We start from the raw sequence: 24,536 nt of genomic DNA on the forward strand, positions 1-24,536 counted from the left end.
TGTTCCCCTTGTCACTCATGGAAGAGCACCTTGAAAAATGCCGTGTCGCGGGTAGTCCTGCTTACAGGCCGACCAGTCCCGCCAGACCGCCGATGTCCGGAATCTGGTGATACTCGAAGGAGCTGTGAGCAGGCTGTTCGTGACCGCGAGCCACAAACGCCTTGTTCTTGATCTTCATGTCGTTGGCCGAGAACAGGTCGTAGCGGAAGCTGGATGAAACGTGCAGCACGTCTTCCGGGCCGCAGCCGAGGTTGTCGAGCATGTATTCGAATGCCGCCAGACGCGGTTTGTAGACCTTGGCCTGATCGGCCGTGAAAACCTTGTAGAACGGCGCGCCGAGTTTTTCGACGTTGGACATGATCTGGCTGTCGCTGGCGTTGGAGAAGATCACCAGCGGAATCTTGTCGGCGATCTTCGCCAGACCGGCCGGCACATCGGCGTGCGGACCCCAGGTAGGAACAGCGTCGTAATACAGCTGACCTTCGCCACGGTACTCGACATTCCAGCGCTTGCAGACACGTGACAGGGAGACTTTCAGGATCTCGTCATAAGGCATCCAGTCACCCATGACCTGATCCAGGCGATACGCCGAGAAATCCTTCACGAACTGATCCATCTGTTCGGCCGGAACACGGTCGGCGAAGAGTTCGCGCGTCATGGTGCCCATGTGAAAGTTGGTCAACGTGCCGTAGCAGTCGAACGTAATGAATTTTGGTCGAAGAAAGCTCATTGTGTGCGGTCCTGAAAGTTCGTTGGGGTCATGGCATGACGAGCAGTTCCGGCCCTGATGCAAGGACCGCGTTGCACGCTGCAGCACACCCTCATTACAACACCGTGAAATCAGCAGATGGCGTTAAAAGTGCTGGTTGCTTGATAGAAAGCACCGTTTTGGGGTGCGCGCTCAGCAGACTTTGCGGGGCGCTCCAGCCTTGGGCAAACCCCGGTTTTTGGCGCTTTTTTGACCCTTTTCAGGGCGCCCGGGCTCAAACACGCGGCTTTGCACCGCAGATACTGCGCCTTTGTATCCCCCTGTTGCTCAGCACAATGTACTGCGCACGGAACGAGCCGATTCCTGCAGCTATATAAGGCAGAAATGCGCTGGAAAACCTCAAGCATTTGCTGCCGGAGTCTCGGCCGATTTAAGCAGTAACTGTGGTCAGGCGAGCTGCCAATCGTGAAATCTACCGAATGTTCGCCACCCTCTTGTCACCCCGTCGCGCAGGTGGGATACAGCAATCCTGCCGCATCCTTTTATCGCCTGTGCATCCTTCTGGATGGGAGACACATCATGCTTGCCCAGCAACGCCTCGAACTTGAATACCGCTCGATGACTGCCGCCGATGTGGTCAACGCCCATGAACTGTCCATCGCCTTGAAATGGCCTCATCGCCTGGAAGACTGGGCCATGCTGCAACGCGTCGCCGAGGGCTTTGTTGCGCTGCACAACGGCCGACTGATCGGCAGCGCCTTCGCCTGCCATCAGGGTGAGTTTTCCACCATCGGCCTGGTGATTGTCAGCGACGATTATCAAGGCAAGGGCATCGGTCGCAAGCTGATGGAAATGGCCGTCGGCAGCGTCGCTCCCCGCACAGCGGTACTCAACGCCACGCTCGACGGTGCGCCGCTCTACGCGAAGATGGGCTTCGTCAGCTTCGGTGAAGTTCAGCAGCGCCAGGGCCAGGCACAGTTGCCAGCGCCGACCGCCCTGAAGGCTGGCGAACATTGCCGCGCCCTGACCGAGACCGACCATGCGCGCGTTATTGAGCTGGCCAATGCGGGCACGGGCATGGACCGCTCGACGGTTATGAACGACGTACTTGATAACCTCGAACACGCAGTGGGCATTGAGCGCGACAGCCAGCTGAAGGCCTTCGCCCTGATGCGTCCGTTCGGTCGTGGCCTGTGCATCGGCCCGGTGGTTGCCGAGGACGTGGATCAGGCCAAACACATGATCGAGCAGTTGCTGGCCAAGGTGCCGTACGCCTTCGTGCGCATCGACATCCCCTCCAATGGCGGGCTGGCAGACTGGCTTGAAGAAGCAGGCCTCAAACGCGTCGATGCCGTGACCTGCATGAGCATGGGCGCCGTACCGCAGCCCAGCCAGGGCGTGCGCCAGTTTACGTTGATTACCCAGGCGATTGGTTGAGCGCAGTGGCGTTGACGCCAGCTGCTATCAAGCAAGCCATACCCACTGAAGGAAAGCGATTTTTTTGTGGGAGGCGCCACCACGTCTTCGACGTAGCGCTGTCGCGCAGCAAACACCGGGCGTCGTGGGAGCGGACTTGTCCGCGAATGCAGTGTTTCAGCCACCGCATATGCGTCGGATGTACCGGCCTTTTCGCGGACAAGTCCGCTCCCACAAAACCCAGTTACTTCAGTGACTTATGGGGCTTGCCCGCGATGAACGATGACGCGGTATATCAGGAAAATCGCGTCAGACTTCATCGCCGGCAAGCCGCCTCCCACAGTCCGGTGCTTGCTGCGCGCCTGCGCTATATCGAAGACGTGGTAATGCATCCCACCTCCCTGCGAACAGTCCACACAACATTCTCGAGACCAGAACCATGCCTGAACCCACCGTACTGCTGCTGGCCCGTGCCGATCACAGCCCTGTCGATACCGAATTCACACCGGGGCCTCTCGACGCCAGCGATCCCTTCGCCAACGAACGCCGCACGGCCTTCGTCGATGAGGCAGGCATCGCCGCCGGTGTCGTTCATTCCAGCACTTCAGTGTCGGTGGAGGCCTATCCCTACACCGAAATGTTGGTGATGCATCGCGGCACCGTCACCCTGAACTCAGGCACCGACAGCATCACGATCAGTACCGGCGAAAGCGTCGTCATCGGTCGCGGCACCCAAGTGCGCGTCGAAGCACAACCCGACAGCCTCTGGGCATTCTGCGCAGCCACACAGGCCACCGGGCCGGACAAGCCCGGCGTCACGCACCTGGATTGTCTCGCGATGCTCACGCCGTCGTCTCCGCCGGACCCCGCCATCATGATCAGCGCGCTGCCGCAGTGCCGCAGCAACAACCTCTTCGAAGACACCGCCAGCACCCTGCGCATCGGCGTCTGGGATTCCACCCCTTACGAGCGCATCTCGCGTCCGCACAGAATCCACGAACTGATGAACCTCATCGAAGGCAGCGTGACGCTGGGCATCGAGGGCGGGGAAGCGGTTGTAGTGAAAACCGGCGATACCGTCTTCGTCGCCCAAGGCGCGCCGTGCAAGTGGACCAGCACAGGGTATGTACGCAAGTTCTATGCGGTGACGTGATTGCCGGGCCGCGCCCTTCGACTATGAAGGGCGCAGCTATAACGTTTAAGCAATCGACAAAGTCTACTAGAGCAACTTTCGCTCGCGCAGTTAATCGCCAAAACATAGGCAGCACAAGAATAAAAATGTTACTTCGCTATTTATTTTAGACCCCCATCACAACCTGTTGCTTTCCTTCTCAAGAACTGATTAACAATTCTGGCAGTGGACAACAGCGACTTTACACCTCGCCTGAACCCCAACGCTCAACATCATTATCAACCGGACGATCCCACTCGGCCTCGGGCAACTGTTGCCGCCGATTGTCTGCCACTGAAAAACCGCAAATAACATGACGTTAATCGTTTAACTTAAGGACATACCCATGAAACGCAACTACATCGCACTCAGCGTTCTTGCTCTGACTACACTGGGCGCAACCGTTACAGCACAGGCCGGGCCGGCCGTGACAATAACGTTTAAAAATCTCGGGACGGAACATGCCGAGTACAAGCCTGTCACTCGTAATGAAAAGTCAACGCAGTTGAATGCCAGAAGTCAGATCAGTTTAATCGTACAACCCGGAGCGTCAGATTCCTACAACGTGAAAAGTACTATCTCACCAGGCACCAACTACGCAAGTGTTCGTTACGTGATGGGATCTAAAGTTTGCACATTCTCTACCACCTTCATAAAAGCACCCGGTGCAGGTGGAGCTAAAGTGCCTAAATGGAACCGGACAGCCAGCCCTGAGGGCGGAGCAGTCTGCACAGCCACTTCTCGGGTCACCAACTTCTCCACCCACGCATGGGCAGCGGAGTTTACGATGAAGTAAAACTGAGGCATGCGCGCCGGTTTCGGCGCGCATACCTTTATGGAAATTAAAGATGACTCAGCGCAGGCCGATACAGATAACGCACACAGCGCCATGGATTGGCTATTACCGCGAGGACGCGAGCATGATAGAAATCCTTCCTGTCTCAGGCACCGCAGCACACAATACGACCAAGTCCGTCACCAAAGTGGAAACCGTGACGCTTGGGACAACGGCCTTGAAAGAGCCTGTTACGGCTATAAGCGGTTCGGACAAGAGCACACTCTCCACGCTGGCCAGACAACTCAGTGAAAGCGCAGCACGTGCGCAGTCACGCGATCAGACTCTCAGCTTTAAAGAATTGGGCGCATTGGCTGCAGGTATTATCGACAAAGTGGTCGGTACCGGCTATTACGCTTATCGCGAGCTGCATGATGCAGAGGTGCCAGATACCACAGACAGTGAATTACTTGAGAGGGCTAAGCAGGCCACCGAATTTAGCTACGGACGTGCCAAAAACCCTTTCCAGGGGCTGTCGCAAGATCAGTTGAGCTTGATCATCTATGACGAACAAGGCGACTACACGATAAATGAAAGAAATGCAGCATTTTCCGAGGACTACGCTCAGGATCAGGCGTGGAACAGTATCGTTATCAAACGTCTTGAAGATGAAGACAACGAAACCGGCAAGAGTACCCAAACCCTTTACATGATCCTCGCCCACTACAATGATCTACCGCCTATAAAACAAGCTCGACAAGCTGAAGGCTATAAAGCCATTCATCTAGCGGTCGGAAGCCCAGCGCTGTCCTCATACAACAGTCCGTTACAGAAGACTCCACCGCTTGGCGATGGTCGCTAAACCGTCTCCAGACATTGCCATGGACCAGCTAATACCGCGAGGACGCGATCATGATAGACACTCACTCCCCATCGACAGCAGTTGTCAGCAGCATCCATAAAGTAGCCTCCGGCATCCCTTCCCCGGGAAACAGAAATACCAGTACCCACGTGTCGGCCGCCTTTAGTCGCTTCTCGGACGGCGCTACATTTTCCAGCATGGCCAAACAACTGAATGACAGTGCTGCACGTGCCAACGCTCGCGATGCTCTGCTGGACGAAAAAGAACTGGGCACGCTGGCCAGGTCAGTCATCGACAAATTGACCGACAGCAGCTACCACACCAACAAGGCAATTCACGATGCCGAGGTCCCCGACACTCAGGATCCGGATCTGCTCGAAAGAGCCAGCCAAGCCACTCGATTCACCAACGGTCTGGCAAAAAATCCATTCGCCGGCCTATCGCAAGACACGCTCAGGCTGATCATCTATGACGAAAGCGGCGAATTCACGCTCAATGAGCGAAAGGCTGCCTATCGAGAGAATTATCAACAACAGGAAGCCTGGAACCGTGAGATGTGCCAACGCTACGTCGACGAATACAACGAAACCGGCAAGAGCACCCAGACACTGTTCATGCTGCTTGAGCATTACAACGCCCTGCCGCCCATAGAAAAGGCGCAATATCCGGCCAACTATGTGGACAACCTGATCTCGGGCGACAGTTCGGCACTGGACATGCTCAACAGCCTGAAGAACGAGCCTTCAGACGATCAGCTTCCCAACGCCAGGACATAAAATTTGCTGTCCACTGCCATGAGCGGAAAGCTTTCAGGCAGGTCCGCCTTCGCGACCTCGCTGAACCCGTGCTTCTCATAGAAGCGGTGTGCAGCGAGGAATTTGTCGGTGGTGCCGAGGAATATTTCGCTGACGCCTTTAAGCCTGGCGTCTTCGATCAGTCGGTCCAACAGTTTGGCAGCCACCGAGAATTCACGTCCGCGAAACGGCGCGGCGACGAACATCTTGCGCAGCGCCGCCTGCCTTGCACCGATGTCCTTGAGCCCGATGGTGCCGATGACCTGCTCACCGTGCGTGGCGACCCAGAAGTCTCCGGTGCCGCTCTGATAGAAATCGGGAATGGCCTTGAGGTCTGGCTGCTCTTCGGCGGTGATGGCGATGCCGAACTCTTCACGCTGGATGGGCAGGATCACATCGACCACGCCCTGCTGGTGATGCGGCTCGAAACGTTGAATCAGGATATCGGTCGGGGTCAAAACGCAGCTCCTTGTCATGATGTGCAACACCAGAGCAGTATCCCGGACAAGCAAACGCCCCGACAAGTCGAGGCGTTTGCTTGAGCATTTCCGAACGCCGCGCTGAAGCGCGGCGTCGAGAATGTTTAATTACAACTTCGGACCGGCAGCCTTGATGGCGTCGCTCACGTCGAACTTCTTGAAGTTCTCCACGAACAGGCCAGCAAGTGCCTTGGCGGCTTCGTCGTAGGCAGCCTTGTCAGCCCAGGTGTTGCGCGGGTTGAGCAGGTTGGTGTCCACGCCCGGAACCGACTTCGGTACGTCGAGGTTGATGGTGTCCAGGTGCTCGGTTTCGGCACCGATCAGCGCGCCGCTCTGGATCGCTGCAATCACGCCACGGGTGGTCGGAATGTTGAAGCGCTTGCCAACGCCGTAGCCACCGCCGGTCCAGCCGGTGTTGACCAGATAGACCTTGGAGCCGAAGCCGCGGATGCGCTTGATCAGCAGCTCTGCGTATTCGCCAGCCGGACGCGGGAAGAACGGTGCGCCGAAGCAGGTGGAGAAGGTGGACTTGATGCCCGAACCCGAACCCATTTCAGTCGAACCGACCAGTGCGGTGTAGCCCGACAGGAAGTGGTAGGCAGCCTGCTCTTCGCTGAGGATCGACACAGGCGGCAGTACGCCGGTCAGGTCGCAGGTCAGGAAGATCACGGCGTTTGGCTCGCCACCGAGGTTCTTCGGTGCGCGTTTTTCGATCAGTTCGCGCGGGTAGGCCGCACGGCTGTTCTGGGTCAGGCTGCTGTCGGCGTAATCGGCTTTCTTGTTGGCGTCGAGGATGACGTTTTCAAGAACAGCGCCGTGCTGAATGGCTTTCCAGATGACAGGCTCGTTCTTCTCGGAGAGGTCGATGCACTTGGCATAGCAACCGCCTTCGATGTTGAACACCACGCCTTCGCCCCAGCCGTGCTCGTCGTCACCAATCAGGTAACGGCTTTCGTCAGCAGACAGGGTGGTCTTGCCGGTGCCGGACAGACCGAAGAACAGGGTCACATCGCCGTCTTCATCCATGTTCGCTGCGCAGTGCATCGGCAGTACATCGGACGCCGGCAGCAGGAAGTTCTGCACGGAGAACATGGCCTTCTTCATTTCGCCGGCATAACGCATGCCCGCGATCAGCACCTTGCGGGCTGCGAAGTTGATGATGACAGTGCCGTCGGAGTTGGTGCCGTCGCGCTCAGGGTCGCAGACGAACCATGGCGCGTTCTGGATTTCCCACTCGTCCTTGCCAGCCGGGTTGTACTGTTCAGGATTGATGAACAGGCAACGGCCGAACAGGTTGTGCCAGGCCGTCTCGGTGGTCATCTTGACGGGCAGGTAGTGCGCAGGATCGGAACCTACATGAACGTGGGAAACGAAGCGCTCGCGTTCAGCCAGATAAGCACCTACGCGATTCCACAGAGCGTCGAATTTCTCGGCCGGGAACTTGCGGTTGATCGGGCCCCAGGCGATTGCATCCTGAGTGCTCGGCTCTTCGACGATAAAACGATCGACCGGCGAGCGGCCGGTACGATGGCCTGTCTGCACAACCAGTGCGCCAGTGTCGGAAAGTTCGCCTTCGTTGCGGGCAAGGGCTTCCTTGACCAGTTCGTCGGTGCTCAGATCGGTGTACACAGCGGTGTTGGTTTGCGTCATGAGGTTCCCCGTCGGCCAGTGGCCGAGTGCTCCAAACGGTTTTGTAGTAAAAAAACTACCACTACTACAGCGTAAAAGTGGGCCGGATTATGCCAGAAAAGCTCAGGAATGGTAGAACCCTCCTGTCAGAACTGGATTACAGGGCCCACGTCGTATTCTGGAGGCTGTTTGCGGCCCGGTTAATGACGCGTGGCAGATGGCGAATCGACACCGCCGCCAGCGAACAGCTGGGCGACGTCAGTGGCATCGAACAGATAGCGCTCGTTGCAGAACTGGCAGTCGATCTCGATGGTGCCGTTGTGCTCCTGAACCAGCTGCTGTGCGTCCTCGAGCCCCAGGCTGACCAGCGCGTTGGCAGAACGCTCGCGTGAGCAGCTGCAGCGGAAGCAGATAGGCTGGATGTCGAACAGGCGCAGCGGGTCTTCGTGGTAGAGGCGATGCAGGATGGTCGCGTTGTCCAGGCTCAGCATTTCCTCTGCGGTCAGGGTGCTGGCCAGCGTGATGACGTGCTCCCAGCTGGCGTCCCGCTCTTCAGGATCGGGGATCTGTGCCACCGGCAACTGTTGCAACAACAGGCCGCGAGCGCGATGGCCGTCGGCCTTGAGCCAGAAACGCGTGCCCAATTGCTCGGACATCACAAAATAGCTGGAGAGGCTCTCGGAGAGGTCCACGCCGTCCAGCGCAACGATGCCCTGATAACGTTTGCCCTTGCGAGGGTCGATAGTCAGCGTCAGCGAACCATCAGGCATCAGGTCCTGCAGCCCTGCGCCCGGCGTGATCAATGCTTCGTCGTAGCGGGCGATGCCACGCAGTTCGCGCTCGCTCGAGCACTCGACCATCAACAGAGGTACAGCGCCACTGGAGCGCGCCTGCAGAATCAGCAGACCGTCGAACTTGAGCGTGCCTACCAGCAAGGCAGCAGCGGCCATCAGTTCGCCAAGCAATTCTGCGACCGGTTCGGGGTACGGGTGTTTGGCGAGCACTTCGGCGTAGCTGCGTTCGAGAGCGACCAGTTCTCCACGAACGTCGCTTTCGTCGAAGATGAAGCGCTGGGTGAAATCGATGTCCGGGGTATCGTTCATAAAAGAGGTATCTGATGTGAGTATCGGTGGTGGCAGTCGACGTCAAAGCGCCACAGCGTGTCCGAAGACACACTGCATCGAGCCGTATGACAGGTATTTTAGGAGCTATAGGGCCGTCTTCCAAGCCGAACGGCATTCAGGCCGACCACGCAGCCATACAGTGGCAGCACTCAAACGTCGCGCTGGACCCCACGAAAATCGAAAATCTGACGGCGCTGTTTCTTGGTCGGTCGCCCCTCAGTCGTGACGCCCAGGTTACCGGCCTTGCGTTGCGCGGCCGCATGCTCGCGCCGGGTGATGCTTTCCGGTGTTTCACGGTAGAGTGTCTGGGCTTCGGGAGCGCCACGACGTACGACGGACAGCGCTTCGACCACGATCGTCCGCTCATCGAAACCCATGCGGATCTGAAACTCGTCGCCCACGCGGGGCTCCTTGCCGGGCTTGCAGCGTTCGCCGCGACAGTGCACCTTGCCACTTTCGATGGCGGCCTTGGCCAGGGCGCGGGTCTTGAAGAAACGCGCTGCCCACAGCCATTTGTCCAAACGAACCTTGTCGTCTTCTTCTGGCTTTTGTGCCATATGAATTCCTCATCCTTATAACAGTCAGAACGTTTACAGGCGTTTTGCAATCAGCGACGGCCCCAAGGGCGTTTGCGTGTGCAAGACCTCATATCGACACGAACATGAAGTAACCGATCCTTGCCTGTCAAAAACAGACTGCTTCAATTTCACAGCCTTTACCCCGTAGGGAGTGCGACGTGACCGACTTTCCAGCTTCATTGACTGCCCCCAGGAAGGGGTGCGAAGGCTGTACAAACAGTCCGGAACTGAATTTTTCGTTCGACTATGCCTATCAGCCCATTGTAGATCTGCGCGACCATTCCACCTTTGCTCATGAGGCGCTGGTGCGTGGCCCCAATGGCGAAGGTGCGCATTCGGTGCTCAGCCAGGTCACGGATCAGAACCGCTATCGCTTCGACCAGGCATGCCGCACCACAGCCATTGCAGGTGCTGCACGACTGGGAATGACCGAACGACTTTCGATCAACTTTCTGCCCAATGCCGTGTATCGTCCCGAGCTGTGCATCCGCAGCACGCTGGAAGCCGCCAAGGCACACAATTTCCCCATCGACCGCCTGATTTTCGAGACAATCGAAACCGAGCACGTGGATGATCAGGGTCACTTGAGCAATATTCTGCGCGAGTACCGTGAGTTCGGTTTCATGACCGCCATCGACGATTTCGGCGCTGGCCATTCCGGCCTGTCGCTGCTGGCCGATTTTCAACCCGACCTGATAAAACTCGACATGAATCTGATCCGCGATATCCACCGCGATCGCGCGCGTCAGGCTATTGTTCGTGGGGTTGTCACAATGTGTTCGGAGTTGGGGATTAAAGTGATCGCCGAGGGAATAGAGAGTGTGGAGGAGCGGGATTTCCTCGCGGATTGCGGCATTTTCCTGATGCAGGGTTACTGGTTCGCCAAACCTGCGTTCAAAGCCCTGGCGCGGATCAGCCCCGACGCCTGGCAGAAGTCTTGATACCTACGGAATCGCATTGAAAACATTCGACCATCTGACAGTCATCGGCCTGCGCGAGTGGGTGGCGCTTCCCGATTTGGGGGTGGCGGGCCTTCGGGCGAAAATCGATACCGGCGCCAGCACGTCGAGCCTGCATGCGACCGAAATAGAACCTTTCGAACGCGATGGCCAGAAGTGGGTTCGTTTCAACGCGCATCTGGGCACCGTGGTTCAGTTGCGGCATCGCCGCTGCGAGGCACTGCTGGTTGCCATGAAAACCATCAAAAGCTCCAACGGTCAGGCACAGGTGCGTTATGTCATTCGCACCACGCTGGCCCTGGGTGATCGCATCTGGCCAGTGGAATTCACCCTGGCATGCCGCAAGTCGATGCGTTATCGACTGCTGCTGGGCTCCAACGCCTTGATCGACGGCCAACTGGTCGTCAATCCGGGCATTACTTATGTACAAGACAAGCCGGTGTTCCCGGCCTCTACTTCCTCAGGTGCTGCATGAAGATCGCTGTGCTTTCGCGTAACCCGCGTCTGTATTCCACCCGTCGTCTGGTCGAAGCTGGTATTGAGCGTGGCCACGAGATGGTGGTGATCGATACCCTGCGCGCCTATATGAACATCGCCAGTCATAAGCCGCAGATCCATTACCGCGGCAAACCACTGGAAGGCTTCGATGCGGTGATTCCGCGCATCGGTGCGTCCGTGACGTTTTATGGCTGCGCGGTGTTGCGCCAGTTTGAAATGATGGGCGTGTTTCCGCTCAATGAGTCCGTGGCCATTGCCCGCTCGCGGGACAAGCTGCGTTCGCTGCAGCTGCTCTCGCGTCGCGGGATCGGCCTGCCGGTCACCGGTTTTGCGCACTCCCCCGATGACATTCCCGACCTGATCCAGATGGTCAACGGCGCCCCGCTGGTGATCAAGGTGCTGGAAGGCACCCAAGGGATCGGTGTGGTGCTGTGTGAAACGGCGACCGCTGCCGAGTCGGTGATCGAGGCGTTCATGGGCCTCAAGCAGGACATCATGGTTCAGGAGTACATCAAGGAAGCGGGCGGCGCGGATATTCGCTGCTTCGTGGTCGGTGACAAGGTCATTGCCTCGATGAAGCGCCAGGCCAAGCCGGGCGAGTTCCGATCCAACCTGCACCGAGGCGGCAGCGCCAGCCTGATCAAGATCACGCCGGAAGAACGCATGACGGCCCTACGTGCGGCCAAGGTCATGGGCCTGAGCGTGGCGGGTGTGGATATTCTGCGCTCCAATCACGGCCCGCTGGTGATGGAAGTGAACTCGTCGCCGGGTCTTGAGGGCATTGAGGTGACCACCAGCAAGGACGTTGCCGGGATGATCATCGAGTACCTGGAAAAAAACAGCGGGCCGCACATGACGCGGACCAAAGGGAAAGGCTAAGTCTTCAACAGGATAGGATCGTGCCAATGCTTCGCGTTGGCACGATCAACATGACGCTTTAAACCGCATCCCTCGGCAACATCAGCCCCAACGGCAAACGCACCCGCGCTTCCAGACCGCCTCCCGAACGATTTCTCAATTCCACATTGCCGCCATGCATGGCAGCGATGCGCTTGACGATGGCCAGTCCAAGCCCCGTGCCTTTGCCGCTGCGCGCTCGGTCGCCACGGATGAAGGGGTTGAAGATGGTGTCCAGCTCCGACGGATCGATACCGGCCCCACGGTCCAGCACGCTCAGCACGACGTAGGGCGCATTCCGGTCGCCCGACACATAGGCGGCCACTTCAATGCCGTTGCCCGCATGGTGTCTGGCATTGCCGATCAGGTTAGTGAGCAGACGCTTCATCGAGACACGCCGCAGCGGGAACGGCGGAATCGGTTCCAGGCACAGGCGGATGGTGTCTTCTGCACTGTTGAACGGCTCAACCACGTCACGCACCAGATCACCCAGGTCGACTTCCTCGATTTGCTCGTCACGACCGTCGCGAATGAAGGCCAGAAACTGGTCGAGAATCGCGTCCATGTCCTCGATGTCGCGCACCATGCCATCGGTGAATTCGTTGTCGCTCATCAATTCCAGCGACAGCCGCAGCCGGGTCAGCGGTGTACGCAGGTCGTGGGACACACCGGCCAGCATCAGTTCGCGCTCCTGCCCCGCCTGCTCGACATCCTCGGCCATCTGGTTGAAGGCTCGATACACCTCGGCCATTTCACTCGGCGTGTCACTGATCGGCAACCGCACGCTGCGCCCCTGACCCAGCTGGCGAGCCGCAAAGACCAGTCGCTTGAGGGGCTGATTGAGCTGGCGCACGAAGATCCACGCGGACGCCGTCGACAGCAGACCAATGGCGAGGAACCAGCCCAGCACGCTCCAGATCTTCTGGCCACGCAGCGGATGTGGATACAGCGGCACCTTCAGCCAGCCGTCGCCCAGACTCGGCGCTCGCACCCACAGCGCGGGCGGCGCATGCACACGCAAGCGCACTTCAGTGTCGGCACCCAGCTCAGCCTGCATCTGCCGCTGGTAGATCTCGCTGTAAGGCCAGTGCTGCTCGCCTTCCGGCACTCCGCCGCCCACCACACGAATCAGACCGGCCGCTTCGGCAATCGCTTCCCGGTCGTTTTCATCGGCCGCCCAGTAGGCACGCAGGGTCAGGGCGACACCGTGGCTGTACTGCCTGTCGACCAGCACGTCCTCGTTCATCAGCAGGTAGACCAGCGTCAGCGCCTTGGAAAACAGCACGACGATGAGCACCAGCCACAGGGTGCGGGAGAAAAAGCTTTGCGGGAACCAGAGCGGAGTCTTCATAACTGCAGCTACACACTTTGCAGGGCGAGCCTGGGCTCGCAAGTTTGCCGAACGCGGGACAGACCCGAGGTACGAACGCAAAAAACCAGCTGGCCGATAATCCGTGCAGGATTATCGACGTGGCTGGCAGGATCTTCGGTGTTCTGTTCTGACAAACAAGCTGTCAGCGATTTCCGGCACCATCGGGAACGAACACATAGCCTACGCCCCAGACCGTCTGGATATAACGGGGTTTGGAAGGATCCGGTTCGATCAGGCGACGCAGACGGGAAATCTGCACATCGATGGAGCGTTCCAGTGCATCCCATTCCCGGCCACGGGCCAGGTTCATCAGCTTGTCACGGGTCAACGGCTCGCGAGCGTGCATGACCAGCGCCTTGAGGACCGCGAACTCGCCGGTCGTCAGCATGTGCACTTCATCACCGCGCTTGAGCTCGCGGGTCGCCAGCGACAGTACATAGTCACCGAAGCTGACCGACTCGTCTTCACTGCCGGGCGCGCCAGGCACCGGTGCAGCCTGACGGCGCAGGACAGCCTTGACGCGGGCCATCAGCTCGTCCGGGTTGAACGGCTTGGCCAGATAATCGTCGGCGCCCAGCTCGAGGCCTTTGATACGGCTCAACTCATCGCCCTTGGCGGTAAGCATGATGATCGGCACCTGGTTGTTCGCTGCACGCAAACGACGGCAAGCGGAAAGGCCATCTTCCCCAGGCAGCATCAAGTCCAGAACCACAAGGTTGAAGACCTCGCGGGACAACAGTCGGTCCATTTGCTCCACGTTCGCCACGGCGCGGGCACGGTAGCCCTTGCTGGTGAAGAAACGTTCCAGGAGGCTGCTCAGCCCGGGATCGTCATCAACGATCAGGATTTTTTCGCCTTCAGCATTTTGTGCGGTGCTGCTCATCGGATGCTCCTTTGATCTCGGGGCGCATTATGGCGTAGCTGCGGTGATGCGCACCGTGTGCATTGTTAGCAGATTTTACTGGGGGCCACACTCAGGCGTGCTCAGCAGCAGGCAAAAAGGTCGCGCTCGTCGGCCAATCCCCTAATCCGGCGTCGCCGGGTATAATGCGCCGCCCTCAAAGTCAGGCAACACCAGACTTATGGCAGTTCGCCAGTCGTGCAAATAAACCTCGACGCGCCAGGCGCTGGCAAGGCAAACCGTAAAAGCCCAGTTTTTTGCTCACAACTCCAGGTGGTCTTATGGACAGCATCAACAGCCGCATCGCCGAAGAACTCGGCGTACGCCCACAACAGGTCGCAGCGGCCGTAGCACTACTGGATGAAGGCTCGACAGTGCCCTTCATTTCCCGCTACCGCAAGGAAGTGACCGGCAGCCTCGATGACACGCAGCTGCGTCATCTGGAAGAGCGCCTGCGCTACCTGCGCGAGCTGGACGACCGACGTGTCAGCATCCTTGCCAGCATCGAAGAGCAGGGCAAGCTGACCCCGGAGCTGGCCCGCGACATCAAGCTGGCCGACACCAAGACCCGTCTTGAAGACTTGTACCTGCCGTACAAGCAGAAACGCCGCACCAAGGGCCAGATCGCCCTCGAAGCCGGTCTGGGCGAGCTGGCCGATGGCCTGTTCAACGACCCGAACCTGACACCCGAGACCGAAGCCGCCCGCTTCGTCGACGCCGAAAAAGGCGTAGCCGACGTAAAAGCCGCGCTGGAAGGTGCCAAATACATCCTGATGGAGCGCTTCGCCGAAGACGCTTCCCTGCTCGACAAGCTGCGCAGCTTCCTCAAGCAGGAAGCCGTGATCAGCGCGCGCGTTGTACCCGGCAAGGAAGAAGAAGGCGCCAAGTTCCGCGACTACTTCGAACACGATGAACCGCTGAAGAGCATGCCGTCGCACCGCGCTCTGGCGATTTTCCGTGGCCGCAACGAAGGCTTTCTCAGTTCCGCACTGAAAGTCGGCGAAGAGCTGCCGGGCGCCATGCATCCGTGCGAGCTGATGATTGGCGAACGTTTCGGCATCCAGAACCAGAGCCGCCCTGCCGACAAGTGGCTGGCCGAAGTGGTGCGCTGGACCTGGAAGGTCAAGCTCTATAGCCACCTGGAAACCGATCTGCTGGGCGAGCTGCGCGACGGCGCCGAGACCGAAGCGATCAACGTGTTCGCGCATAACCTGCACGACCTGCTGCTGGCCGCACCGGCCGGTCAGCGCGCCACGCTGGGCCTCGATCCCGGCTTGCGGACCGGTTGCAAGGTTGCGGTGGTAGACGCCACCGGCAAGCTGCTCGACTACGCCACTGTTTATCCGCATGTGCCCAAGAACCAGTGGGACCAGACCATCGCCGTGCTGGCAGCCCTGTGCGCCAAGCATTCGGTCGATCTGATCGCCATCGGCAACGGCACTGCCAGCCGCGAAACCGACAAGCTGGCAGCCGACCTGATCAAAAAATACCCAGGTCTGAAAATGACCAAGGTCATGGTGTCCGAAGCCGGCGCATCCGTTTATTCGGCATCGGAACTGGCGGCCAAGGAATTCCCGGACCTGGACGTGTCGATTCGTGGCGCAGTGTCCATTGCCCGTCGCCTGCAGGATCCGCTGGCAGAACTGGTGAAGATCGATCCGAAGTCCATCGGCGTCGGCCAGTACCAGCATGACGTTTCTCAGCTGAAACTGGCACGTGGCCTGGATGCTGTGGTGGAAGACTGCGTGAACGCCGTGGGCGTGGACGTGAATACCGCCTCCGTCGCCCTGCTGGCGCGCATTTCCGGCCTGAACACGACGCTGGCGCAGAACATCGTTGCTCACCGCGACGAGAACGGCGCGTTCAAAACCCGCGCGGCACTCAAGAAGGTGGCCCGTCTCGGCGAGAAGACGTTCGAACAGGCCGCAGGCTTCCTGCGCGTCATGAGCGGCGACAACCCGCTGGACTCCTCGGCCGTTCACCCGGAAGCCTACCCGTTGGTGCAGCGCATCGCGGCGGAAACCGACCGTGATATCCGTTCGCTGATCGGCGACGCCACCTTCCTGAAGCGTCTGGACCCGAAGAAATTCACCGACGAAACCTTCGGTCTGCCGACCGTGACTGACATTCTGCAGGAACTCGAAAAGCCGGGTCGCGACCCACGCCCCGAGTTCAAGACTGCCGAGTTCCAGGACGGTGTCGAAGACCTCAAGGACCTGCAACTTGGCATGATCCTCGAAGGCGTGGTCACCAACGTCACCAACTTCGGTGCATTCGTCGACATCGGCGTGCATCAGGACGGTCTGGTGCATATCTCTGCGCTGTCGGAGAAGTTCATCAAGGACCCGCGTGAAGCGGTCAAGGCCGGTGACGTGGTGAAAGTGAAGGTCATGGAAGTCGACATCCCGCGCAAACGCGTCGGCCTGTCGATGCGTATGAGCGATACGCCGGGCGAGAAAATAGACGGTGCCCGTGGCGCACGTCCAGGCTCGTCGCCGCGCCAGCAGAACAGCACGCCACGCAAGGAAACCACCACCGCTGCGCCCGTCAACAACGCCATGGCTTCGCTGTTTGCCAACGCCAAGCAGTTGAAGAAGCGCTGATGGATATTCCTGAAGACCTGACCCACAGCGCCTTTTTCAAGATGCTGGGCTGTGAGCTGCGGCGTCTGGACGAAGGCGTCGCCGAAGTTGCACTGCCGCTGGAAGCGCACCTGCGCAACCGCGGCAATGTGATGCACGGTGGGGCAATCTTCAGCCTGGTCGACATCAGCATGGGGCTGGCCTGTTCCAGCTCCCACGGCTTCGATCAGCGCAGCGTGACCATCGAATGCAAGATCAACTACGTGCGCGGTGTGTCCGAAGGCGAGGTGCTGTGCATCGCCAAGGTGCTGCACGCAGGACGTCGCACGCTGGTGGTGGAAGCCGAAGTCGTTCAGGGCGAAAAGCTCGTGGCCAAGGCTCAAGGCACGTTCGCCGTCATCTAGACTTCAATGAACACGGAACGAACGTGATCGCTGAGAACGGAATCTAGCTGTAGGCGACCGATTTGGGTTAATTTCGGCACCATTAGCGTGGTGCCGAGTCCATTTGGTGGTACGACGAAGAGCCGTGATTGCGAACAGGTGTCAAAAGACCCCAACCAGGCGAAAACGCCAGTTCCTTTCTTCACCCTTGTAGACCGTCATGTCCACCCCCATATCGGGGCGACCGATGCGTGAAGGATTCCACCTTGAGCGAACTTTTAAACCGTCGTCTGGCTTTGCTCGGCGAGCGCAACAACCTCTCTCTGCTGGAGCAGTGCCTGCACGGTATCGAGCGTGAATGCCTGCGTGTGACCGAACAGGCACACCTGGCGCAGACGCCTCATCCGACCGCTCTGGGCGCGGCTTTGACCAATGGACTGATCACCACCGACTATTCAGAGTCGCTGCTGGAGTTCATCACCCCGGCGCTCAAAGACCCGGTGCAGACACTCGACAGCCTCGACAGGATCCATCGCTTCGCCTACAGCAAGCTGGACCGCGAGCTGCTGTGGAGCCCGTCCATGCCCTGCCCGCTGCCGGACGAAGAACATATACCGATTGCCTATTACGGCACCTCGAACATCGGCAAGCTCAAATATGTGTACCGCAAGGGCCTGGCCCTGCGTTATGGCAAGACCATGCAGTGCATCGCAGGCATTCATTACAACTTCTCGCTGCCTGAAGACGCCTGGGCGTTGTTGAAGCAGACCGAAGATTTTGCCGGTGACGCGCGTGACTACCAGTCGCACTCCTACATCGCGCTGATTCGTAACTTCCGACGCTACAGCTGGCTGCTGATGTACCTGTTCGGTGCCTCGCCGGCGCTGGATGCAGGCTTCCTGCGCGGCCAACCGCACATGCTCGAACAGTTCGACGGCGACACGCTGTACCTGCCGTACGCGACCAGCCTGCGCATGAGCGATCTGGGCTACCAGAGCAACGCTCAGGCCGATCTGACGCCGTGCTACAACGATCTGGTCAGCTACACCGACAGCCTGCGCAAGGCCGTTGCCACGCCCTATGCGCCTTATGTCGAAACCGGCACACATGACGCCAACGGCGAATGGGTGCAGCTCAACACCAACGTGCTGCAGATCGAGAACGAGTACTACTCCAACATCCGTCCCAAGCGTGTGACCTACACGGGCGAGCGTCCGATTCAGGCGCTGATGTCGCGTGGCGTGCAGTACGTCGAAGTCCGCTGCCTGGACATCAACCCGTTCCTGCCGACCGGCATCAGCCTGGAGCAGTCGCGCTTCATCGATGCCTTCGTGCTGTATTGCGCACTTGAAGAAAGCCCGCAACTGGCCAACCACGAGTGCTCGAACGCAGGCTCCAACTTCCTGACCGTGGTCAAGGAAGGACGTCGTCCTGATCTGGAACTGCTGCGCAACAACGACCCGATCAAACTGAAAGACTGGGCCAACGAACTGCTGCAGAAAATCACGCCGATCGCGCAATTGCTCGACGAGGCTCAGGGCACTGACGAGCATCTGAAGTCGATGGCCGTGCAGCATGCGAAGGTGGCCGATTCATCACTGACGCCGTCGGCGCAGGTGCTGGAAAGCATGAGGGCGCACAACGAAGGCTTCACCGGGTTCTCGTTGCGCCAGAGCCAGCTTCATGCCGAATACTTCCGCAGTCACCCGCTGACAGCCGAAGAGCAGGCGCACTTCGAAGAACTGGCGAAAACCTCGATTGCCGAACAGACCGAACTGGAAGCGACCGAAGAAGTGGTGGATTTCGACACCTTCGTAGGATCGTATCAGGCGAGTATTCTGGCGATCAGTAACTGAGGGCTGGAATACGGCCTCGGTGGAGGGCGCTACCCAGTCTTCAACATGGCGCTATCGCGCAGCAAACTTGGTGGGATCGGACTTGTGATGATCGTTCCCACGCTCTGCGTGGTAACGCCGCCCAGGACGCTCCGCGTCCGCTCTCGAATGCGGCGCAGATGCGTGGCAAAGCTCCAGCGCTATTCAGGTCATGCGCTGGGGTCACTGTATCCGCAATCTGCGCCTTTTGTGACGCGGAGCGTCACGGGATGCATGCCCACGCGGAGCGATGGGCACGATCAGTGTTTATAACAATGAGTGCTCCGCGTCCGGTCAGCACTTCGCCGATCATTACGCTTGCCAGCGACTCAAATCGCCTTCTCGAATATCTTCGAATTACGCTGGTAGTTATATAACGACGCACGCGCACTCGGCAGGCGGTCGACGCTGCTTGGCTCGAAACCACGCTCGCGGAACCAGTGCGCGGTACGGGTCGTAAGGACGAACAGTGTCGTGAGCCCCAGTGCGCGGGCGCGGTTTTCGATGCGTTCGAGCAGCTCGTCACCACGGCCGCCATGCCGGTACTCGGGATTGACCGCCAGACACGCCAACTCGCCCGCCTGAGAATCGGCAATCGGATACAGCGCCGCACAGGCGATGATCAACCCTTCTCGCTCGACCACGCTGAACTGGGTGATCTCGCGCTCCAACACTTCGCGCGAACGACGCACCAGAATGCCCTGCTCTTCCAGCGGCGTAATCAGGTCCATCAAGCCGCCCACGTCTTCAATCGCCGCCTCGCGCACCAGTTCGAACTGCTCCTGGGCCACCAGCGTACCGCCACCGTCGCGGGTGAACAGTTCGGTCAGCAGCGAGCCGTTTTCGGCGTAGCTGACGATATGACTGCGACCCACGCCGCCACGGCAGGCCTCGGCCGCAGCATCGAGCAATTCCGCCTGATAGTTGCTGCCCAGGCGCTGCAAATGCGCAGGCACCTGCTGCGGACGCAATTCGCGCACCAGACGCCCGTGCTCGTCCAGCAAGCCGGTTTCAGCGCCGAACAGCAGCAGCTTGTCGGCCGCCAGATCGATGGCCGCGCGAGTCGCCACGTCTTCACAGGCCAGATTGAAAATCTCGCCGGTTGGCGAATAGCCCAGCGGCGACAACAACACGATATGGCGTTCATCCAGCAAGCGGTTGATGCCCTTGCGGTCGACCCGGCGCACTTCGCCGGTGTGCTGGTAATCGACACCTTCCAGCACGCCGATCGGACGCGCTGTCACCACGTTGCCGCTGGTGACCCGCAGACGCGAGCCCTGCATCGGCGAGGCGGCCATGTCCATCGACAGGCGCGCCTCAATGGCAATGCGTAACTGACCGACAGCGTCGATCACGCATTCAAGGGTTTCGGTATCGGTAATACGCATATCGCGATGAAAGCGCGGGGTGATGCCGCGCTGCGCCAGACGGCTTTCGATCTGCGGCCGCGAGCCGTGGACCAGCACCAGCCGCACACCCAGGCTGTGCAGCAGTACCAGGTCGTGGACGATGTTGCCGAAGTTCGGATGCGCGACGCCGTCACCGGGCAGCATGACGACGAAGGTGCAGTCGCGGTGGGCATTGATATAGGGAGACGCATGGCGAAGCCAGTTAACGTATTCGGGCATGACAGCAAGAGCCTGTAGAAAAAATGGACGAAGGGCAGAAACACGCACAACGCTGGGCGGTTATCGTCGAAACAGGCTTGGCAACACGCGCACTCTCCTTTTCAAGGTTATCCGACCCGCCTCACTGCGGGGTCAGGCAATAATGTTCGATCAACTGGCGTAACAGATGCACTGTAGGCTCCAGGCGTGACATTTCGAGGTATTCCCCCGGTTGATGCGCACAGGCAATGTCGCCCGGACCCAGCACCAGTGTCTCGCAGCCAAGGCGCTGAAGATAAGGCGCTTCGGTGCCAAATGCTACCGCAGCCGCCGTATGACCGGTCAGTCGTTCGGCTACACGCACCAGTTCTGCGTCAGCGACCTGTTCAAAAGGGGCGCACTCCGGGAACAGCGGGGCGTAATCGATCTTCACCTGATGCATTTCGGCGAGCGGTTGCAGCTTCTGCCGGATTGCTGCGCGCAGCATATCTGGGTCCATGCCGGGCAACGGCCGCAGGTCGAATTCCAGCGAGCACTGGCCGCAGATCCGGTTGGGGTTGTCACCGCCGTGGATGCAGCCCAGGTTCAGCGTCGGCTGCGGCACGGTGAACTGAGGATTGCGGTATTCGAGCTGCCATTGCTTGCGCAGCCCCTTGAGCTCGCTGATGGCGTCATGCATGGCCTCCAGCGCGCTGTGGCCCAGACTCGGGTCGGACGAGTGGCCGCTGCGACCGAGAATATCGATGCGCTCCATCATCACGCCTTTGTGCATGCGAATCGGCTTGAGCCCGGTCGGCTCGCCGATCACTGCGGCACGACCCAGCGGGCGACCTGCGTCGGCCAGCGCCCGCGCACCGGCCATGGAGCTTTCTTCGTCGCAGGTGGCAAGGATCAGCAGCGGTTGCTTGAACGGCTGATCCAGCAGGCCGCGCACGGCTTCGATCACCAGCGCGAAAAACCCTTTCATGTCGCAACTGCCCAGACCGACCCAGCGCCCGTCCACTTCGGTGAGCTTCAAGGGATCGGTTTTCCACAAGGCCTCGTCGAACGGCACGGTGTCGCTGTGGCCAGCCAGTACCAGACCGCCGGGGCCTGTGCCAAAGGTCGCCAGCAAATTGAACTTGCCGGGCGACACTTGTTGAATATCGCAGGCGAACCCCAGATCGCCGAGCCATCCGGCCAGCAGGTCGATGACAGGACGATTGGACTGGTCCAGGGAAGGCTGGGTGCAGCTTACCGACGGCGCAGCGATCAAGGCTGCAAACTGGTCTTTCATGGACGGCAAGGGCATGGGCGCTTCCTGTATTCGGGTCGAAACACGCCCCATCATAGGGTCATAACGACCCAGGAATAAACCGTTACGGGCCATGTCCTGTACACTGCCGCCCTCAGCAGCCATTCAGTCACGGGCTGCGCTCCCGATATCAGCTCAAGCGTTTGGATTCCCCCGGCCATGCAAAAAGAAACAGAAATCAAACTCCGCGTCAGCCGCGAGACCCTCGCTGCACTGCGTGAACACCCGTTGCTCAAGAAGCGCAACAAAAGTGGCTGGGAGCGCCTTGATCTGTCGAACCAGTATTTCGATACGCCCGAGCGTGAGCTGGCCCACGCCAAGGTTGCCCTGCGCATCCGCCGCGACGGTGATCAGATCATTCAGACCATGAAAACCCGTGGTCAGAGCGTGGCCGGTCTGTCCGAGCGCAATGAGTACAACTGGGACCTGCCCAAGGCCAAGCTGGACCTCAAGAAGCTGGAAGGCGATTGCTGGCCCGAGCAACTGGCCGAGCTGGACAAGAAAACCATCAAGCCGCTGTTCACCACCGATTTCGTGCGCGAGAAAGCCGAGATTGCCTGGGGCCGTGGCAAGGCCAAGGTCGTGATCGAAGCCGCGCTGGATCTGGGCCAGGTGGTGGCGGGTAAGCAAAAGGAAGAAATCTGCGAGCTGGAGCTTGAGCTGCGCGAAGGCGAGCCTGCCGCGCTGCTGGAACTGGCTGCCGAGCTGGCGGCAACCCTGCCCTTGATGCCCTGCGACATCAGCAAGGCCGAGCGCGGCTATCGCCTGCTCGACGCCAGCAGCTACTCGCTGAGCCTCGCGGCGCCTGAACTGACGGCAGAGACGCCGCTGGACGACGCTTACTCGGCACTGGCCTGGCATCTGCTCGGCAGCAGTCAGCGTCTGGCCGAGCAGTACCGTTTCAACGGCCACTGGCGTTTGCTGCAGGACTGGGTCGAACTGCTCGCCGAACTGCGTGCACTGACCAGCAGCCTTGGCCAAGCCGCACCACGCGCCTCGACCGCTCAACTGCGTACGGCGCTGGACGCCTTGCTGGAAGACTGGCGTCCGCTGGTGTTGGCCGGTCAGGAGGATGGCGACGTGCGCGCTGCCGCTCACGAGCAGTTCCTTGAAGAGCTGCAGGACACCCGTTGGGGCGAGTTCTCGCTGAACACCTCGCGTTGGTTGCTGGAACGCAGCTGGACCACAGAGCGCAACAACCGTGGCAACCGTCAGGGCGCCGCGCTGCTGGCCAGCTGGCTGCCACGCTTGCTGGCCGACGAAGCCACTTCGCTGCAATTGGGTCGTTATCAGCAGCAGCCGGAAGATCTGGCCGAACAGCTGCCACGCATCGAGCGCATCCAGTCCTGGCTGCACTGGGCGCGCGGTGCGCTGGACCTGCCGGACCTTGATCGTCTGTATGGCGAGCTGAGGAAACTGGAAGAACTGGCTCATCAGGACATCAGCGACGAAGTGCTGGACGCTCGCGTGCATCAGGCACTGACCGTGTTTCAGGGCCGCGCCTGGAAGACCTTGTTGCGTTTGTAACAGCGCGCACGCTGCGGACTGTGACGCAAGGTCACGGCTGCATGCTCACGCGAGCGTGGGCACGATCAATCTCCACCCCACTGATCGTTCCGCACGCTCTGCGTGGGCATGCCTCTCAGGACGCTCTGCGTCCGATCCGAGGCGTTTCACGGATGTCGTTCCTCACCGCAACGGCAAGCTCGTCGTAGACTTGATTTCCGACAACGCCACGGTCGAATTCACCTCCTGAATCCCCGGCACCAGCGACAGTTTCTCGAAGAAAAACCGCTCGTACGCCTCAATGTCGGGCGTCACGATGCGCAGCAGAAAATCCACCGACCCCATCAGTACATAGCACTCCAGCACCTCAGGAAAACCGCGAATCGAGTCGGTAAATTCGGTGAAGTTCGAGCGCCCGTGCGCATTGAGTTTCACCTCGGCGAATATCTGCGTATTCAGACCGATCTTCTTGCGATCCAGCAAAGCGACCTGCCGCCGGATCACACCTTCGTCCTTGAGCCGCTGAATGCGACGCCAGCAGGGCGACTGCGACAATCCGACCTGCTCGGCGATCTGCGCGCTGGACAGCGATGCATCCTCCTGGAGCAGGGCAAGAATCCTGCGATCATAGGCATCCAGCTCGACAGACATAAACAATTCTCCAGAAGCATCAATCACGCATTAACAAGTCAAAACAAGCGTAATTCATTCCATCATGGACCAGATATTTCTTTTTGCGCGTGCAAGAATTTCTCTTAATCGCACAGGAGAAACCGGCATGCCCATGCTCGAAACCGTTCTCACCCCTGCACACCGCCCCGACAGTTGGTCGTCCGCCAGCCACACCTGCTGTGTGCGCTATCAGATCCTCGCCGAGGCAGAACCTGCGCTGTTGTGCCAAGTGCTGAACCTGTTCGCGATGCAGTACCTGACGCCCTGCCACATCGAGGTGACACGTGAGAACGGGCTGCTGGCCATCGACGTGCAGGTCGACGGATTGAGCTGGCACCGGGCAGGCGTTATTGGTGAAAAAATGCGCAATCTGATCGATGTGTGCTCGGTCGAGCTGACGCACAGCGAATCGCTGCAGCCCTCGGAAACCTTCGTCGCGCTGGCTGCTGGTTGA

Annotated in this window: 23 protein-coding genes; 13 read left to right on the forward strand and 10 right to left on the reverse strand. The window is 59.5% G+C overall.

Features of this window, described 5'->3' with window-relative positions; all coding sequences use genetic code 11:
* Positions 1-61 precede the first annotated feature (61 nt).
* Positions 62-730, reverse strand: coding sequence for a haloacid dehalogenase type II (locus tag QRN20_RS12550; protein ID WP_004880547.1), 669 nt, complete (start codon positions 728-730; stop codon positions 62-64).
* 558 nt (positions 731-1,288) lie between these two features.
* On the opposite strand from QRN20_RS12550, the gene QRN20_RS12555 reads away from it, so the two are divergent.
* From QRN20_RS12555 to QRN20_RS12575, 5 genes are all read left to right on the forward strand, one after another.
* Positions 1,289-2,146 (forward strand): GNAT family N-acetyltransferase, encoded by an 858-nt coding sequence (locus QRN20_RS12555; protein ID WP_029243596.1) that lies wholly within the window; start codon positions 1,289-1,291, stop codon positions 2,144-2,146.
* Between the two features lie 418 nt (positions 2,147-2,564).
* A complete protein-coding gene (locus tag QRN20_RS12560; protein ID WP_029243597.1) occupies positions 2,565-3,278 on the forward strand; it encodes a cupin domain-containing protein in 714 nt (237 codons plus the stop codon).
* A 364-nt stretch (positions 3,279-3,642) separates the two neighbouring features.
* Positions 3,643-4,092 carry a hypothetical protein gene (locus tag QRN20_RS12565; RefSeq protein ID WP_029243598.1) on the forward strand — a complete coding sequence of 150 codons (450 nt, stop codon included), beginning with the start codon at positions 3,643-3,645 and terminating at the stop codon, positions 4,090-4,092.
* 124 nt (positions 4,093-4,216) lie between these two features.
* Entirely contained in the window at positions 4,217-4,933 is a 717-nt protein-coding gene (locus QRN20_RS12570; protein ID WP_029243599.1) for a hypothetical protein, read from the forward strand.
* A 50-nt stretch (positions 4,934-4,983) separates the two neighbouring features.
* Positions 4,984-5,709, forward strand: coding sequence for a hypothetical protein (locus QRN20_RS12575; RefSeq protein WP_080665277.1), 726 nt, complete (start codon positions 4,984-4,986; stop codon positions 5,707-5,709).
* On the opposite strand, the gene QRN20_RS12580 is transcribed toward QRN20_RS12575, so the two are convergent.
* The 4 genes from QRN20_RS12580 to QRN20_RS12595 form a co-directional block, all read right to left on the reverse strand.
* Positions 5,685-6,185, reverse strand: coding sequence for a GNAT family N-acetyltransferase (locus QRN20_RS12580; RefSeq protein WP_029243601.1), 501 nt, complete (start codon positions 6,183-6,185; stop codon positions 5,685-5,687). The two genes, QRN20_RS12575 and QRN20_RS12580, sit on opposite strands and share 25 nt — an antisense overlap.
* 129 nt (positions 6,186-6,314) lie before the next feature.
* Positions 6,315-7,856, reverse strand: a complete 1,542-nt coding sequence (locus QRN20_RS12585) for a phosphoenolpyruvate carboxykinase (protein ID WP_285360473.1) — start codon at positions 7,854-7,856, stop codon at positions 6,315-6,317.
* 179 nt (positions 7,857-8,035) lie between these two features.
* On the reverse strand, positions 8,036-8,938 hold the full coding sequence (gene hslO, locus QRN20_RS12590; protein WP_122516954.1) for an Hsp33 family molecular chaperone HslO: 903 nt from the start codon (positions 8,936-8,938) through the stop codon (positions 8,036-8,038).
* Positions 8,939-9,108: 170 nt separating this feature from the next.
* Complete coding sequence (locus QRN20_RS12595; protein WP_096766837.1) at positions 9,109-9,516, reverse strand: RNA-binding S4 domain-containing protein; 408 nt, start codon at positions 9,514-9,516, stop codon at positions 9,109-9,111.
* Between the two features lie 179 nt (positions 9,517-9,695).
* Between QRN20_RS12595 and rimA the strand changes: the two genes are divergently transcribed.
* From rimA to rimK, 3 genes are read left to right on the forward strand one after another with little or no spacing between them, the layout of a single operon-like run.
* Positions 9,696-10,478: a S6 modification regulatory phosphodiesterase RimA gene (gene rimA / locus QRN20_RS12600; RefSeq protein ID WP_004880566.1), complete on the forward strand. Its 783-nt coding sequence runs from the start codon at positions 9,696-9,698 to the stop codon at positions 10,476-10,478.
* 16 nt (positions 10,479-10,494) lie between these two features.
* The gene (rimB, locus tag QRN20_RS12605) at positions 10,495-10,971 is read left to right on the forward strand and encodes a retropepsin-like aspartic endopeptidase RimB (protein ID WP_004880568.1); all 477 of its coding nucleotides are present in this window, start codon (positions 10,495-10,497) and stop codon (positions 10,969-10,971) included.
* Positions 10,968-11,873 carry a 30S ribosomal protein S6--L-glutamate ligase gene (rimK, locus tag QRN20_RS12610; protein ID WP_003318100.1) on the forward strand — a complete coding sequence of 302 codons (906 nt, stop codon included), beginning with the start codon at positions 10,968-10,970 and terminating at the stop codon, positions 11,871-11,873. The genes rimB and rimK overlap by 4 nt, the downstream gene beginning before the upstream one ends.
* A gap of 58 nt (positions 11,874-11,931) precedes the next feature.
* Here the strand turns inward: rimK and QRN20_RS12615 are convergent, their stop codons facing one another.
* Together QRN20_RS12615 and ompR are read right to left on the reverse strand one after the other, a co-directional pair.
* Positions 11,932-13,242, reverse strand: a complete 1,311-nt coding sequence (locus QRN20_RS12615; protein WP_029243603.1) for an ATP-binding protein — start codon at positions 13,240-13,242, stop codon at positions 11,932-11,934.
* Positions 13,243-13,405: 163 nt separating this feature from the next.
* Entirely contained in the window at positions 13,406-14,146 is a 741-nt protein-coding gene (ompR, locus tag QRN20_RS12620; RefSeq protein ID WP_004880573.1) for an osmolarity response regulator transcription factor OmpR, read from the reverse strand.
* Positions 14,147-14,445: 299 nt separating this feature from the next.
* Here ompR and QRN20_RS12625 point away from each other — a divergent pair, with 299 nt between their 5' ends.
* The 3 genes from QRN20_RS12625 to gshA all read left to right on the forward strand — a co-directional run bounded on the left by QRN20_RS12625 (position 14,446) and on the right by gshA (position 18,985).
* Positions 14,446-16,767: a Tex family protein gene (locus tag QRN20_RS12625; protein ID WP_122417430.1), complete on the forward strand. Its 2,322-nt coding sequence runs from the start codon at positions 14,446-14,448 to the stop codon at positions 16,765-16,767.
* A complete protein-coding gene (locus tag QRN20_RS12630; protein WP_029243605.1) occupies positions 16,767-17,150 on the forward strand; it encodes a PaaI family thioesterase in 384 nt (127 codons plus the stop codon). Before QRN20_RS12625 ends, QRN20_RS12630 begins: the two co-directional genes overlap by 1 nt.
* 245 nt (positions 17,151-17,395) lie before the next feature.
* The gene (gene gshA / locus QRN20_RS12635; RefSeq protein ID WP_088234330.1) at positions 17,396-18,985 is read left to right on the forward strand and encodes a glutamate--cysteine ligase; all 1,590 of its coding nucleotides are present in this window, start codon (positions 17,396-17,398) and stop codon (positions 18,983-18,985) included.
* A gap of 347 nt (positions 18,986-19,332) precedes the next feature.
* Here gshA and argA read toward each other — a convergent pair whose 3' ends face one another.
* Both argA and argE read right to left on the reverse strand, forming a co-directional pair.
* The gene (gene argA, locus QRN20_RS12640) at positions 19,333-20,631 is read right to left on the reverse strand and encodes an amino-acid N-acetyltransferase (protein WP_025996699.1); all 1,299 of its coding nucleotides are present in this window, start codon (positions 20,629-20,631) and stop codon (positions 19,333-19,335) included.
* Between the two features lie 121 nt (positions 20,632-20,752).
* Entirely contained in the window at positions 20,753-21,901 is a 1,149-nt protein-coding gene (gene argE / locus QRN20_RS12645; RefSeq protein WP_025996700.1) for an acetylornithine deacetylase, read from the reverse strand.
* A gap of 162 nt (positions 21,902-22,063) precedes the next feature.
* Here argE and QRN20_RS12650 point away from each other — a divergent pair, with 162 nt between their 5' ends.
* Complete coding sequence (locus QRN20_RS12650) at positions 22,064-23,431, forward strand: CYTH domain-containing protein (RefSeq protein ID WP_122605636.1); 1,368 nt, start codon at positions 22,064-22,066, stop codon at positions 23,429-23,431.
* 162 nt (positions 23,432-23,593) lie between these two features.
* Here the strand turns inward: QRN20_RS12650 and QRN20_RS12655 are convergent, their stop codons facing one another.
* On the reverse strand, positions 23,594-24,061 hold the full coding sequence (locus QRN20_RS12655) for an Lrp/AsnC family transcriptional regulator (RefSeq protein WP_069142707.1): 468 nt from the start codon (positions 24,059-24,061) through the stop codon (positions 23,594-23,596).
* Between the two features lie 127 nt (positions 24,062-24,188).
* On the opposite strand from QRN20_RS12655, the gene QRN20_RS12660 reads away from it, so the two are divergent.
* Positions 24,189-24,536: an ACT-like domain-containing protein gene (locus QRN20_RS12660; RefSeq protein WP_122605638.1), complete on the forward strand. Its 348-nt coding sequence runs from the start codon at positions 24,189-24,191 to the stop codon at positions 24,534-24,536.

The sequence above is a fragment of the Pseudomonas sp. fls2-241-TYG-175 genome (assembly GCF_030209155.1).
Lineage (GTDB): Bacteria > Pseudomonadota > Gammaproteobacteria > Pseudomonadales > Pseudomonadaceae > Aquipseudomonas > Aquipseudomonas viridiflava.